The sequence below is a fragment of the Streptomyces sp. NPDC004435 genome, from assembly GCF_042873895.1.
Classification (GTDB): domain Bacteria; phylum Actinomycetota; class Actinomycetes; order Streptomycetales; family Streptomycetaceae; genus Streptomyces.
In genome coordinates this window covers 359,247-371,815 of the sequence record NZ_JBIAMB010000002.1, presented here as the reverse complement: position 1 = coordinate 371,815, position 12,569 = coordinate 359,247, and the positions used below count along the sequence as shown (strand labels likewise).

The 12,569-nt window shown below is 73.5% G+C and carries 10 protein-coding genes and 1 tRNA gene; 5 read left to right on the top strand and 6 right to left on the bottom strand.

Going from position 1 to position 12,569, the window contains the following annotated elements; translation table 11 throughout:
• Positions 1-182 precede the first annotated feature (182 nt).
• The 4 genes from ACFYT9_RS04885 to ACFYT9_RS04870 all read right to left on the bottom strand — a co-directional run bounded on the left by ACFYT9_RS04885 (position 183) and on the right by ACFYT9_RS04870 (position 3,849).
• A complete protein-coding gene (locus tag ACFYT9_RS04885) occupies positions 183-488 on the bottom strand; it encodes a hypothetical protein (RefSeq protein ID WP_360316376.1) in 306 nt (101 codons plus the stop codon).
• 579 nt (positions 489-1,067) lie between these two features.
• Positions 1,068-1,592, bottom strand: a complete 525-nt coding sequence (locus ACFYT9_RS04880; RefSeq protein WP_389161100.1) for an O-acetyl-ADP-ribose deacetylase — start codon at positions 1,590-1,592, stop codon at positions 1,068-1,070.
• A 574-nt stretch (positions 1,593-2,166) separates the two neighbouring features.
• A tRNA-Ser gene (locus ACFYT9_RS04875) sits at positions 2,167-2,251 on the bottom strand.
• 119 nt (positions 2,252-2,370) lie between these two features.
• Positions 2,371-3,849: a S1C family serine protease gene (locus ACFYT9_RS04870; protein WP_389160966.1), complete on the bottom strand. Its 1,479-nt coding sequence runs from the start codon at positions 3,847-3,849 to the stop codon at positions 2,371-2,373.
• Positions 3,850-4,036: 187 nt separating this feature from the next.
• On the opposite strand from ACFYT9_RS04870, the gene ACFYT9_RS04865 reads away from it, so the two are divergent.
• The 3 genes from ACFYT9_RS04865 (at position 4,037) to ACFYT9_RS04855 (ending at position 6,858) form a co-directional block, all read left to right on the top strand.
• A complete protein-coding gene (locus ACFYT9_RS04865; RefSeq protein ID WP_376597906.1) occupies positions 4,037-4,876 on the top strand; it encodes a glycerophosphodiester phosphodiesterase in 840 nt (279 codons plus the stop codon).
• 78 nt (positions 4,877-4,954) lie between these two features.
• A complete protein-coding gene (locus tag ACFYT9_RS04860) occupies positions 4,955-5,560 on the top strand; it encodes an ATP-binding protein (RefSeq protein WP_389160963.1) in 606 nt (201 codons plus the stop codon).
• Between the two features lie 320 nt (positions 5,561-5,880).
• Positions 5,881-6,858, top strand: coding sequence for a DUF5926 family protein (locus tag ACFYT9_RS04855; RefSeq protein WP_376597904.1), 978 nt, complete (start codon positions 5,881-5,883; stop codon positions 6,856-6,858).
• Between the two features lie 218 nt (positions 6,859-7,076).
• On the opposite strand, the gene ACFYT9_RS04850 is transcribed toward ACFYT9_RS04855, so the two are convergent.
• Both ACFYT9_RS04850 and ACFYT9_RS04845 read right to left on the bottom strand, forming a co-directional pair.
• A complete protein-coding gene (locus ACFYT9_RS04850; protein WP_389160961.1) occupies positions 7,077-7,865 on the bottom strand; it encodes a hypothetical protein in 789 nt (262 codons plus the stop codon).
• Between the two features lie 248 nt (positions 7,866-8,113).
• Positions 8,114-8,923, bottom strand: a complete 810-nt coding sequence (locus tag ACFYT9_RS04845; protein WP_389160959.1) for a bifunctional DNA primase/polymerase — start codon at positions 8,921-8,923, stop codon at positions 8,114-8,116.
• Positions 8,924-9,416: 493 nt separating this feature from the next.
• Here ACFYT9_RS04845 and ACFYT9_RS04840 point away from each other — a divergent pair, with 493 nt between their 5' ends.
• Together ACFYT9_RS04840 and ACFYT9_RS04835 are read left to right on the top strand one after the other, a co-directional pair.
• The gene (locus ACFYT9_RS04840; protein ID WP_387272142.1) at positions 9,417-10,898 is read left to right on the top strand and encodes a PP2C family protein-serine/threonine phosphatase; all 1,482 of its coding nucleotides are present in this window, start codon (positions 9,417-9,419) and stop codon (positions 10,896-10,898) included.
• 137 nt (positions 10,899-11,035) lie between these two features.
• On the top strand, positions 11,036-12,493 hold the full coding sequence (locus tag ACFYT9_RS04835) for an aminopeptidase P family protein (protein WP_389160958.1): 1,458 nt from the start codon (positions 11,036-11,038) through the stop codon (positions 12,491-12,493).
• Positions 12,494-12,569: the final 76 nt, after the last annotated feature.

The window sequence follows — 12,569 nt, the reverse complement described above, 5'->3', positions numbered from 1 at the left end:
ACTGTCCGTCAGATATGGCTTCCCTGTCAAGGACGCGGGCGACGGGCGAGGGCTTCGGGCACCGTCACCGGCGAGCGCCGCGCGGAACGCCGAAGCGGCCCGCGCGCCGGTACCGAAGTACCGCCGCACAGGCCGCTGTTCACACCGCGGTCACGCCCCCTCGGGCCGGCCCCGTGGGGTCGTCACCACCACGGGTGGAAGTTGACCACGTTGTTCGACTGGGCGATGTGGGTGAAGGCGGAGCCGTTGACGCTCGCCGTGTTGTTCTGGTTGGAGGCACCGGAGCCGGTCGCCACCTGCTGCGTGGTGGTCGAGTTGCCGTTGTTGTCGCCACCCACGCCGCTGCCGATGATCGTGGCGACGCTCGTGTTCGATCCGTCGTCCGCGAAACCGCCGTTGTCGGCCTGCGCCACTCCACCGAAGAAGGCGGCGGCGAGCGGCAGGGCGGCGACGGCGGCGACGATGCGGGCGGTACGGATGCTTGCCATGTCTGTTCCTCCGGGAACTGAAGCCAGTCTGCTGTGCACGGAATGATCGATCTCTGAAGGAAGGCCGTGAACTCCGGCCCTGACCAGGGAGGTTGGCCGACCGCCCCGGTCGTTTTCTGCTCGACGTCGCGACTCCAGAGTTGCCCACCGAATCCCCGGCGAACCACCCCGGAGCGGCTGATTCCCCCGCAAGCGTGAGGACAAGCCGATAAACCCTTCGTAGCCGAGAAACCCCCAGCTCACAGCGGCCGGGGCCGCCGCCGTGCCCCCGGATCCGTTACGCGGCAAGGGAGGAAGCGTTACGGCAGAACCCCCGACAAACCGGACCGGGATTCGACACCGACACCCCTCTCCACCTCGAACAGGGACAGAAAAAGGGAAAGGAAACTCGAACCCGCATCGCCGCTCGACAGCTCCGCCACTCGACGCCCTCTCCGCTCGACAGCCCCCACCACTCGACAGCCCTCGCCACTCGTCAGCTCTCGGCGACCGGCAATCCTCCGGAACCGGCAATCCTCCGAAACCGGCTGTCCCTCGGCGACCGGCAATCCTCCGAAACGGCTGTCCCTCGGCGACCGGCTACCCCTCGGCGACGGCGGCCTCGAAGGCGGCGTACGCGACCGCGTCGAAGAGCACGAATCGCACCTCCTCGACCTCCGTCCCCGCCGCTTCGGCCTGCCGGAGCGCCTCGACGGCGACCCGCGCGCCGTCGTCGATCGGCCAGCCGTAGATGCCCGTGGAGATGGCAGGGAAGGCGACCGTGCGGTCCCCCAGCTCGTCGGCCACCTTCAGGGACTCCCGGTAGCAGGAGGCCAGCAGCTCGGAGCGGTCCTCGTCCGCCGACCAGACCGGCCCCACCGTGTGGATGACGTGCCGCGCGGGCAGCCGTCCCGCCGTCGTCGCGACCGCCCGCCCGGTCGGCAACCCCTTGCCGTAGTGCGAGCGACGCAGGTCCTGGCAGGCGGCGAGGATCTCCGGCCCGCCCTTCCGGTGGATGGCACCGTCGACCCCGCCGCCCCCGAGCAGGGAGGAGTTCGCCGCGTTGACCACCGCGTCCACCGCCTCCGCGGTGATGTCCCCCCGTACGAGCACGATCCTCACCACGCCGCTCTCCTCCCGCTCACCGCTCCCGCGGCCGCCCTCCGCGGCCACGACGACCTGATAGGCGTCCTCGTAGAGGATGCGCCCGGGATCCGAGGACTCCAGACGCCGACACTCGACCCCATGGGCGGCGAGCAGGTCCAGATAGCCGTCCACGCGCGCGATGAGCTCGTGCGCGGACGCCTTGAACCAGGCCACCGCTCCGGGGTGCAGCGCCGGGTCGTACACGGAGGGGTCGACGTGGGTCGGGTTGGGATAGTGGGCGTCGTACCAGTCGTTGCCGGCCCGCCAGAAGCGGTACTGCTCCTCGCTCAGCCTGCCCTGCGCCGCGAGCTCGTTGGCCAGGACGAAGACCCCGGGGAAGTGCCCCCGCGGATGCCTGACGACCCCCTGGAACCTGACGAACCCCGCCCGCTCCCCGACCACGCGCCCTCCCGCCACACCGTCCCGGACACCGCCTGCGGACACCGTCCCAGGACACCACCTTCGGACACCGACGTGAAGACCATCTCCGGCGTCCCGGCGACGGACGAGAGCCCCCGCCCGGTCATCGCCGGACGGGGGCTCTCGCATCCCGCGGTGGGTGTGGGATTTGAACCCACGGTGACTCGCGCCACGACGGTTTTCAAGACCGTTCCCTTAGGCCGCTCGGGCAACCCACCCTCGCTCCCGACCGCTTGGGCGGAGCGGGCTACAGCGTACCGGGTGGGGAGAGGGGGCGGCGCCGGGGAAGCCCCGGCACCGCCCCCTCTTGTGCCGAACCTGCCTACGCGCGCGTGGGTCAGCTGTCCCCGGTGCGCTCGCCGAGGACGACCGTCGTGGTCGCCGACTTGCCGTCGCGCTCGTAGGTGATCTTGACCGAGTCGCCCGGCTTGTGGGTCCAGATCTCGCTGATGAGGGACGGGCCGCTGTCGATCGGGTGGTCGTCGAAGCCCGTGATCACATCGCCGGCCTTCAGGCCCGCCTTGGCCGCGGGGCCGTTCTGCGTGACCGCCTCGGTGCCGCCGGCGCCCTGCTCGGCGATCCTGGCACCCTCGCCCTTGTCGTTCATGTTCACGGTCGCGCCGATCACCGGGTAGACCGGCCTGCCGGTCTTGATCAGCTGCTCGGCGACCGTCTTGGCCTGGTTGACCGGGATCGCGAAGCCGAGGCCGATCGAGCCCGCCTGCGTCTGGCCGAAGCCGCCGCCGGTGGACTGGATGGCGGAGTTGATGCCGATCACCGCGCCGCTCGCGTCGAGGAGCGGGCCGCCCGAGTTGCCCGGGTTGATCGACGCGTCCGTCTGGAGCGCGCTCATGTACGAGTTGCTGCCGCCGCCGTCACCCGAGGCCACCGGGCGGTTCTTGGCGCTGATGATGCCGGTCGTCACCGTGTTGGAGAGGCCGAAGGGCGCGCCGATCGCGATCGTCGAGTCGCCGACCGCCACCTTGTCCGAGTCTCCCAGCGGCAGCGGCTTCAGCCCCTTCGGGGCCTCCTTCAGCTTGAGCACCGCCACGTCGTACCCCTCGGCCCGGCCGACCACCTCCGCGTCGTACGTCCTGCCGTCCGAGAAGGTCACCGAGAGGGCGCCGCCCTCCGCCGCCGACGCCACCACGTGGTTGTTGGTGACGATGTGGCCCTCCTGGTCGTAGACGAAGCCGGTGCCGGTGCCGCCGTCGCCCTGCGCGTCGCCGGACTTCGCCTGGATGGTGACCACGCTCGGCAGCGCCTTCGCGGCGACCGCCGCGACCGTGCCCGGCTCTCTCTTGAAAGAGGCCGGTGCCTCGCCCGAGGACACCGTCGTCGACCCCCGGCCGTCGTCCTCGCGCTGAGCGGCCCAGTATCCGACGCCCCCGCCGATGCCGCCGGCGACGAGCGCCGCCACCAGGACCGCGGCGACGAGACCGCCCGAGCGCTTGCGCGGGCCGGCCTGCTCCGCGGGCAGCTGCGGCACGGGCTCGCCCCAGGCGGGTACGGCCGGCGGGGCGGGCGGCCAGGCACCGCCGCCCGCGGCCGCCACCGCGGGCTCGGGCGCCGGGGCCGGTGCGTGAGTCGGGGGCACGGGCGGGACCGTCGGCTGCACCTGGGTCGGCGCGTCCGCCGCGGGCGGCACGGCCGGCTGCGGGGGGTGCTGCGGCTGGGGGGCCGGCTGGTGCGCCTGCTGCGGGGCCTGCCCGACCGGCGGGGTGGCCGGCGGCGCGGCGGGGGCGGGAGGCGTGGCGGGGGCGGACGGGGCAGTCGGGTCCGCCGGAACCTCGGTGCCCTCGTTCTCGGTGCTCACAGCTCGCTCTCCTCGTTCACGGCGCGGGGACGGTGACAGTCGCTCCAGGGTGCTGGGACCAGCTTTTCCCACGTGACGTCAGGCCACGGTAAGACGGAGCTGTGCATCCGCACCCTATTCTTTATAACCGGACAGAACGGACAGGTTCCGCGTGCCCGGGCCGCCCCGCCAATGGCACCATGACGCGGTGACCCACGCACGGCAGCAACCGCACCCCGGCCCCGTCCAGGTCGTCGCCCACCGAGGGGCTTCGGAGGACGCGCCGGAACACACCCTGGCCGCGTACGTGAAGGCCATCGAGGACGGCGCCGACGCCCTGGAGTGCGACGTACGGCTCACGGCCGACGGCCACCTGGTCTGCGTCCACGACCGCCGGGTCGACCGTACATCGAACGGCCGCGGGGCCGTCTCGGCGCTCGAACTGGCCGACCTCGCCGCCCTGGACTTCGGCGCCTGGAAGGCGTTCAAGGAGGACCAGGAAGCCGGCGCCACGGGCGAGAGCCCCGACTGGGGCGACCCCGAGTACACCTCGGTCCTCACCCTGGAACGGCTCCTGGAGCTCGTCTCCGACGCCGGGCGGCGGGTCGAGCTCGCCATCGAGACCAAGCACCCCACCCGCTGGGCCGGGCAGGTGGAGGACCGGCTCCTCGCGCTCCTGAAGCGTTTCGGCCTGGACGCGCCCGTGGCGGCCGAGGAGTCCCCGGTACGGGTCATGAGCTTCTCGGCCCGCTCGTTGCAGCGGATCTCCGCCGCCGCGCCGACCCTCCCCACCGTCTCCCTCACCCAGTTCGTCACCCCCCGCCTGCGCGACGGGCGCCTGCCCGCGGGCGCGCGCGTGGCGGGGCCGTCCATCCGGATCGTCCGCCACCATCCGGCCGTCATCCTGCGCCTGCAGAAGGCCGGCCACCAGGTCCACGTCTGGACCGTCGACGACCCGGAGGACGTCGAACTCTGCCTGCGGCTCGGGGTCGACGCGATCATCACCAACCGTCCCAAGCAGGTCCTCGCGCACCTCGGGCGCGCCTGAGTCACGGCTCCGGCGGGGCGACGGGAGCCGCCCCGGGGGTGTGCACCGGCGCGTTCGACGCGTACGCGATCGTCACTTGTGCTCCACCCCACCCGGAACAGGCGGTTTCCGGTCGCGGTCCCCGGGGCATCCACACGGTGGCGTGGGGCGAAGGAGGTCTCGGGGGTGGCGTTGGTGGTGGCACAGAAGGTGCCCACGTCGTCGAGCATGGCCGTACCCCATGGCCCTGCGGGCGTGGGGGAAGCGCGACACCGGATGCGGGACGAGCTGTACCGCGGCGGGGTGTCGGAATCGGTCGTCGACGACGCGGTCCTGATCCTGTCCGAACTGCTCAGCAACGCCTGCCGGCACGGCAGGCCGCTGGGCCGGGGCGACCGGGGAGAGGGCGACGTGCTGGCGGCCTGGCGGCTGGATCCGTCGGGCGGGCTGACGGTCGAGGTGACGGACGGCGGCGGTCCCACGAGACCGATCCCGTCGACCCCCTCGGTCACGGCACGCGGCGGACGCGGGCTCAACATCATCGGCGCCCTGGCCCAGGACTGGGGCGTGCGCGACAGCGCGACGGGCGAGGTCACGGTCTGGGTGGTCGTCACCGAGGGCCACCGCCGCGAGGACTTCGCGGCCCGGGTCGGCGCCGGCGGCTCCGGCTTCGACCTCCTCGACGCGTACGGCGACCTGGACTGACGGGCGCCTCCGGCACCCGCCGCCCACCCGGGCTCCGCGCCACGGAGCCCGTACCGGCGGGCGCGTCAGCGGACGGGTCCGTACCCGACCGGGCCCGCCGTGAGGGAACACGTACCCCACCCGGGCCGGAGCGGAGAAGCACGTACCCGGTCGGAGTCGGCGCGGAGGAGCGCGTGCTCCCTCGCGGCGGCCCGTTCCGGACGCGTGTCCGGGGGCGGGGTCGCGCCGCCGGGTGGTCGTGGCACGGCTGAGCCTTCGGGGGCGTCCGGGCGGCTAGGCTCGCGCCCGACACAGCACCGCGATCGGGAGAAAGCCACACCATGGCCAAGAAGCGCCCCCAGACGAAGGCCGGCAAGAGCGGCCAGGCACAGGTCACGAGCGGGGAGATCCCGGTCGTCGGCGCGCGCGAGCCGTGCCCGTGCGGCTCGGGCCGCCGCTACAAGGCGTGCCACGGCCGGGCCGCCGCGCACGCCGCGACCGAGCACGTCCAGCGCCCCTTCGAGGGCCTGCCCGGCGAGTGCGACCTGGTCGCGCTGCGCGAGCTGGTGCCCGCCGCCACCGTCCCGCTCACCCTCAAGGGCGGGCTGCCCGAGGGCGTGCCGTCGGTGACGCTCGCGACGGTCCTGCCGATGGCCTGGCCCGCGCTCCGCCGCGACGACGGCTCCGTCCTGCTCGCCCTGCAGAACGACGGCACCTCCGGCGACCTGTCCCGCGACCTCGCCGACACGCTCCAGCGCGCGCTGGAGACCGAGCCCGGCAACCCGGTGCCGCCGCGCCGCGTCGAGCCCGAGGGCCCGCGCCTCCAGGACCTGCTCGACGTGGACGCCGCCTTCGCGCCCGAGGTCCACACCGGCTTCGAGTTCTGGATCCCGCAGTCGGCGGACGGCGCCGACCCCGAGGTCGCCGCCTCCCTGGAGCGGGCCAACGCCGCCGCGATCCCCACCGTGAAGCTGGCCTCGGTCGACGCCGCCTACTGGTGCGAGACCCCGGACAAGAACCACCTGCGCTGGGTCATGCCGCACCCGGAGGAGAAGCTCCTCGACGCGCTCGCCCGCCTCCAGGCCGCCGGCACCACCTCGCTCGGCGCGGACACCCGCCTCGTCGGCTCCTTCCGCGCCCACGGTCTGATGGTGCCGGTGTGGGACCTGCCGTCGGCGATGACCGCCGAGGAGTGCGAGAAGCCGGCCGCCGAGTTCGCCGAGCGGCTGACCGAGGCGCTCGCCGTGGACACTCCGCTGACCGCCGAGGAGCGCCGCGCGCGCGGCGGCCTCACGAACCGTCAGGTGACTCTCAGCTGATACCCCAGGCGGTATCGGTGACTGACAGACCGACCAGTCGGTGACTTCCGCCACAGCGGAACCTACGGAGCGGTAAATCCCTGTCCGAATAACCGAGATCGAATTTGCGAACAGCAGATCTCTTGTTACCGTTCTGGAAGCCCGGTCGCTGGTGCATCCCCCGTCGCCAGCGATCGGGCGTTTCCATGTCCGCCCCGCCGTCGCGCCGGGGCGATCTCTCAACTCGCTTGCTCGTCGGCCGTGTTGCTGCCGGACCGCAGCAGCAGCGGCGCATCGCCGCCTTTGTCCCTCACCGCGAATTCCGCCACCGCCGTATGCGAACGGGCGGCTCCCGCTCCCGCTTCCCTCGGCGTTTCACAGGTGTCCGGCTCGTCCTTCGCGGGCACCGCGCAGCGCACCTGTACGGTCCGTCCACCGGGTGCCATGAGGGTCAGAATCGCGTCGATCTCGTGGCCCGTGGCATTGCGGTAGTACGTACGCGCCCAGACGTCCGGCCCCTCGGACAGGACACACGTCTGCGCCTCGACGCCCTTGGGCGAGGCGAGTTCGGGACCGCAGCGGCTGACCCGCTCGGGCGCCCCGCCGGGCGCGGCGGTACGGCTCCCGGTCGCGGCGCTCGGCGCGAGCGCCGCGGAGGGCCCGCCGCTCCCGGCCGTGGGGGCGCCCTCGGCCGTACGGGGCTCCCCGGCGCCGATGCGAGCGCCTCCGTCCGTACGGGGCTCCCCGGCCGTACGGGCCTCCTCGGCCGCAACGGGATCGTCGCCGGGCCGGAGGCCGCCGAGCAGGTCTCCGGCGAGCTCACCCGCGCCCGGGCCGCCCGGCTTCGCGTCCGCGGGGGCCGGTGGGACGGGCGGATGCGCCGGGGCTCCGGGGGCCGCCGCCGGTGGTGGCGGTGTGCCGGTGCCGTCCGACTGACCGGCCTTCGCGGCGAGCGGGACCAGCACGGCGATCACGACGGCGGTGCCGAGGCCGGCCATGCGGAGTTGCGCCGGGCTCAGCCGACTCATGCGACCCACCTGCTCTGTTCGGGGAGCGTCCCGGGGGCGGGAACGATCACGGGCGGTGGGGCGAACCTACCGGCGTCGGGCGGGCGCCCGGCGGGCCGCGCGCCCGATTCCCGTGCGCGTCGGCCCAGGACACACCCGTTCGGGTGAACGCGGGTGGCTTCCGAAGTCACCCGCCACGCGCGCGTGGCCACACAGCCGACCCCGCCGCCCGCCCCCGCTCCGTACACGCGCCGATCAGCGAGCCCCGCTCAGTACGCGAGCCGGCTCCCGCCGCCCGGTGTCGCCGTGCTCGCCTCCACGAGGGCGTCCACGACGGCCTCGACGTCCGGCAGCCACGGGCGCGCGGAGCCGGCGAGCGGGGCCCGCTCCCAGCGGACCTGGCCGGCGCCCACCACGGACGGCGGCAACAACAGATAGCCGCCCTCTCCATGGAAGCGCAGCGAACTGGGCACGCTGTCCTTCGCGTACAGCAGTTCGCCGAGCCGTTCGAGGTCGTACGGGGCGACCAGGATCGACCAGCGGGTCGGCGTCGCCACCACCGGGCCGAGCCGCATGCCCATCCCGTCGAGGGCGAGCAGGGCGCGCGCGCCGGCGAGGGCGGGGAGGCTCACCGCGCAGGGGGCACGGCCGCCGGTGGCCAGCACGATCGGGGCGTCCGGGCGCCGGGTCCACCACCAGCGGATCATCCGCTCGTCGGTGGTGGCGGCGAGCAGCCCGGGGTCGAGGGGGTGGGCGCCGGGGACCACGCAGCCGGTGTCGGGGCAGGCGCACACCGGACCGTCTCCGCCGGTCCGGGTCGCGCCCCCGGGCCGATCGGTCCCGCCGGTCCGCTCGGCGGCAGCACCGCCGCCGGACCGCTCCGCCCTCCCGATACCGGGCATCGCCATCAGGCGGCCCCGGCCGGAGGTCTTCGTCGTACGGGCGGGCTCCTGGACTCCCACGCCCGGCAGGACGGGCCAGTCCCACCGGACCGCGAAGGTGACCGCCGCGTCCAGTCGTGCGGCCCTCGCCTTGCGCCGGAACCGGTACCTGCGTCGCCTTCCGAGGATCTCGCGCATGAGCGCTCGTTCCTTTCCGTTGAACGCCGAATCCACATCACACCATGTGCAGATCTCTTCACCGTGCGTATCAGCGCGTACAGCGTCGGCGGTGCGTCGCCCCGCTCGGATGCGGGGCCGGCCGGAACGAGGCCGGGTCACAGTCGGGTCGGAGCCGGTTCGGAACACGATCCCCGCCACGCGGGGACGGGCCGCGGCCTGCGGCACGTACGACGCCGGGGTTCCGCTTCTCGATCCCGGGGCACAGTCAACTGCCCCCGCCTGTCATCGATTACGTACCCCACACGCTCAGAATGACGCGCTTTCAAACGACGCCAGTCGACCGCAAATGGTGCACACCGGGGGTAATTTTCGGCCAACTTCCGGCCCACTTCAACCCCTGCGCACGACCTCCCGGAACACCACCCGGACACCACAAGTCCCACAGGGACAATGCTGGACATCGCTCCTCGGGTGCGTGTACATGTGGAGACATCGAGCGGCGCAATATGACATGGGGGTTTGCGATGCCATGGCGTCAAACGCACCGGTCGGAAAGCCGACTGAGATGAGCTCCCCACACCTGCCGAAGCACGTCCCGAAAGTGGCCGGAATCGATTCCACGGTTCCCGCGCCACCGCACACTAAGGCGCCCCTTGCGGGCGTTCCCGCCGCCGCGGCTCCCGCCGACGCGGCCTCCGCGCCCGGCGCCCTGATCACGGACCGCCTCGCCGGCTGGGTCTCCGACCTCACCACCCTCCACGAGCTCACCGAGCGGCTGATCAAGACCGCCACCCTCGACGACGCCCTCCACGAAGTGCTCGGCGCCGGAGCCGCCCTCGTGGGCGCCCGCCGCGGCATGGCCGTCCTCGAACCGGCCGACGGCCTCGGCCCCACCGCCACCATCGGCCTCGGCCTCGCCCACGCCGACCTCGGCACCATCGAGACCGTCCCCCGCGGCGCCACCAGCTACGGCCGCCTCCTCGACGGGCTCCCCGACCCGTCCGACCCGAGCCGCGTCCCCGAGCCCATCGCCATCCACGACATGCGCACGGAGGAGGGCCTCGACCCGCGCCACCGCGAGGTCGCCGCCCGGCTCGGCTACGCCGCCAGCTACGCCCTCCCCCTCGCCACCGAGGAGGCCGGCCGGATCGGCGCCGGCGTCTGGCTCTACGACGAACCGGCCGCCCCCACCGACCGCCAGCGCCACCTCGTCGGCCTCTACGGCCGCTTCGCCACCGAGCACCTCGCCCGTCTCCTCCAGGTCGAGCGCGCCCGCGTCCAGGTCTCCACCGTCGCCGAGGAGCTGCTCCCGAGCCGGCTCCCCCGCGTCCCCGGGGTCCGGCTCGCCGCCCGTCACCGCACCGGCCCCCGCGGCGGCGGCGACTGGTACGACGCGCTGCCGCTGCCCGAGGGCGCCCTCGGGCTCGCCGTCGGGTCCGTCTCCGGCACCGGTCCGAGCGCGCTGGCCGCGATGGGCCGGCTGCGGGCCTCGCTGCGGGCGTACGCGGTGATGGAGGGCGAGGACCCGGTCGCCGTCCTCTCCGACCTGGAGCTGCTGCTCCGGCTCACCGAACCGGCCCGCTCGGCCACCGCCCTCTTCGCCTACGCCGAGCCCGCCCGCCGCCGGCTCGTCCTCGCGGGTGCCGGGCACGCGCCGCCCCTGCTCGTCGGCGAGCGCCGCACCGAGTTCGTGGAGACCTCGCTCTCCGCCCCGCTCGGGATGCTCTCCTGCTGGGAGGCACCCAGCGTGGAGCTGTCGCCCGCCGCTGGAGAAACGGTGCTGCTCTACACGGACGGGCTGCTGCGACGTACCGGCGACCCCATCGACCGGGCCTTCGCCCGGCTCCACGCGGCCGCCGCGAGCGTGCCCCGGACGGACCGGGACGACCCGGGCGCCGTCGCCGACCACGTGCTGCGGACCGTGCTCCCGGACGGGATCGACCCGGCCGTGGAGGGCGAGGACGTGGTGCTGCTCGCCGCCCGCTTCGACTGATCCCGGCCGACGACCACGGGGTAGTCGACCGATCCCGGCCGGTGACCACGCGGTAACGGGTCTTCCGGCCCTGGGCCCCCTTCCGTACGACCGTACGATGGAGGGGGTTCAGTGTCGTACCAAGAGGAGGCAGACCCGTGGCCGATGAGCTCACTCCGGAGACCCCGGACGAGGCCGAAGAGCCGATCAAGCAGCGGAAGAACGGCCTGTACCCGGGCGTCTCCGACGAGCTCGCCGAGAACATGAAGTCCGGCTGGGCCGACACGGAGCTGACCGGGCTCGCGCCGATCCCGCAGGCGGCCGAGACCGCCGCGCGCCGGGCCGCGCTCTCCGCCCGCTTCCCGGGCGAGCGCCTGGTGGTCCCGGCGGGCAACCTGAAGACCCGGTCGAACGACACCGAGTACAGCTTCCGCGCCGCCACCGAGTACGCGTACCTCACCGGCGACCAGACCCACGACGGCGTCCTGGTCCTGGAGCCGGCCGAGACCGGTCACGAGGCCACGATCTACCTGCTGCCGCGCTCGGACCGCGAGAACGGCGAGTTCTGGCTCGACGGCATGGGCGAGCTGTGGGTCGGCCGCCGCCACTCCCTCACCGAGGCGGAGCAGCTGCTCGGCATCCCGGCGAAGGACGTGCGCGAGCTCACCGCCGCCCTCAAGGAGGCCACCGGCCCGGTCCGCGCCGTGCGCGGCCACGACGCCGGCATCGAGGCCGCCCTCACCGACAAGGTGACCGCCGAGCGCGACGAGGAGCTGCGGGTCTTCCTCTCCGAGGCCCGTCTGGTCAAGGACGCCTTCGAGGTCGCCGAGCTGGAGAAGGCGTGCGCCTCCACCGCCCGCGGCTTCGAGGACGTCGTGAAGGTCCTCGACAAGGCCGAGGCCACCAGCGAGCGCTACATCGAGGGCACCTTCTTCCTCCGCGCCCGCGTCGAGGGCAACGACGTCGGCTACGGCTCCATCTGCGCGGCCGGCCCGCACGCCTGCACCCTCCACTGGGTCCGCAACGACGGAGCGGTCCGCTCCGGCGACCTGCTCCTCCTCGACGCCGGCGTCGAGACCACCGAGCTGTACACCGCCGACGTCACCCGCACCCTGCCGATCAACGGCCGGTACACGGAGATCCAGCGCAAGATCTACGACGCGGTGTACGAGGCGCAGGAGGCGGGCATCGCCGCGGTGAAGCCCGGCGCGGCCTACCGCGACTTCCACGACGCCGCCCAGCGCGTGCTCGCCGAGAAGCTCGTGGAGTGGGGCCTCGTCGAGGGCCCGGTCGAGCGCGTCCTGGAGCTGGGCCTCCAGCGCCGCTGGACCCTGCACGGCACCGGCCACATGCTCGGCATGGACGTCCACGACTGCGCCGCCGCGCGCACCGAGGCGTACGTCGACACCACGCTGGAGCCGGGCATGTGCCTGACCGTCGAGCCGGGGCTCTACTTCCAGGCCGACGACCTGACCGTGCCGGAGGAGTACCGCGGCATCGGCGTCCGGATCGAGGACGACATCCTCGTCACCGAGGACGGCAACCGGAACCTGTCGGACCAGCTGCCGCGCCGCTCGGACGAGGTCGAGGCGTGGATGGCGGCCATGAAGGGCTGACCCTCCGCCGTGTGGGTGAGGCCCCTGCCGGACTCCGGCGGGGGCCTTTCCCGTGCCTCGGGCCGTCCGTCCGTGC

What these genes read in the sequence shown, in the direction of transcription:
- ACFYT9_RS04885 (WP_360316376.1), bottom strand. Translation starts at nt 488, where the DNA reads ATGGCAAGCATCCGTACCGCCCGCATCGTCGCCGCCGTCGCCGCCCTG.
- ACFYT9_RS04855 (WP_376597904.1), top strand. Translation starts at nt 5,881, where the DNA reads ATGGCCAAGAAGCGCCCCCAGACGAAGGCCGGCAAGAGCGGCCAGGCA.
- ACFYT9_RS04850 (WP_389160961.1), bottom strand. Translation starts at nt 7,865, where the DNA reads ATGAGTCGGCTGAGCCCGGCGCAACTCCGCATGGCCGGCCTCGGCACC.
- ACFYT9_RS04845 (WP_389160959.1), bottom strand. Translation starts at nt 8,923, where the DNA reads ATGCGCGAGATCCTCGGAAGGCGACGCAGGTACCGGTTCCGGCGCAAG.
- ACFYT9_RS04840 (WP_387272142.1), top strand. Translation starts at nt 9,417, where the DNA reads ATGGGGGTTTGCGATGCCATGGCGTCAAACGCACCGGTCGGAAAGCCG.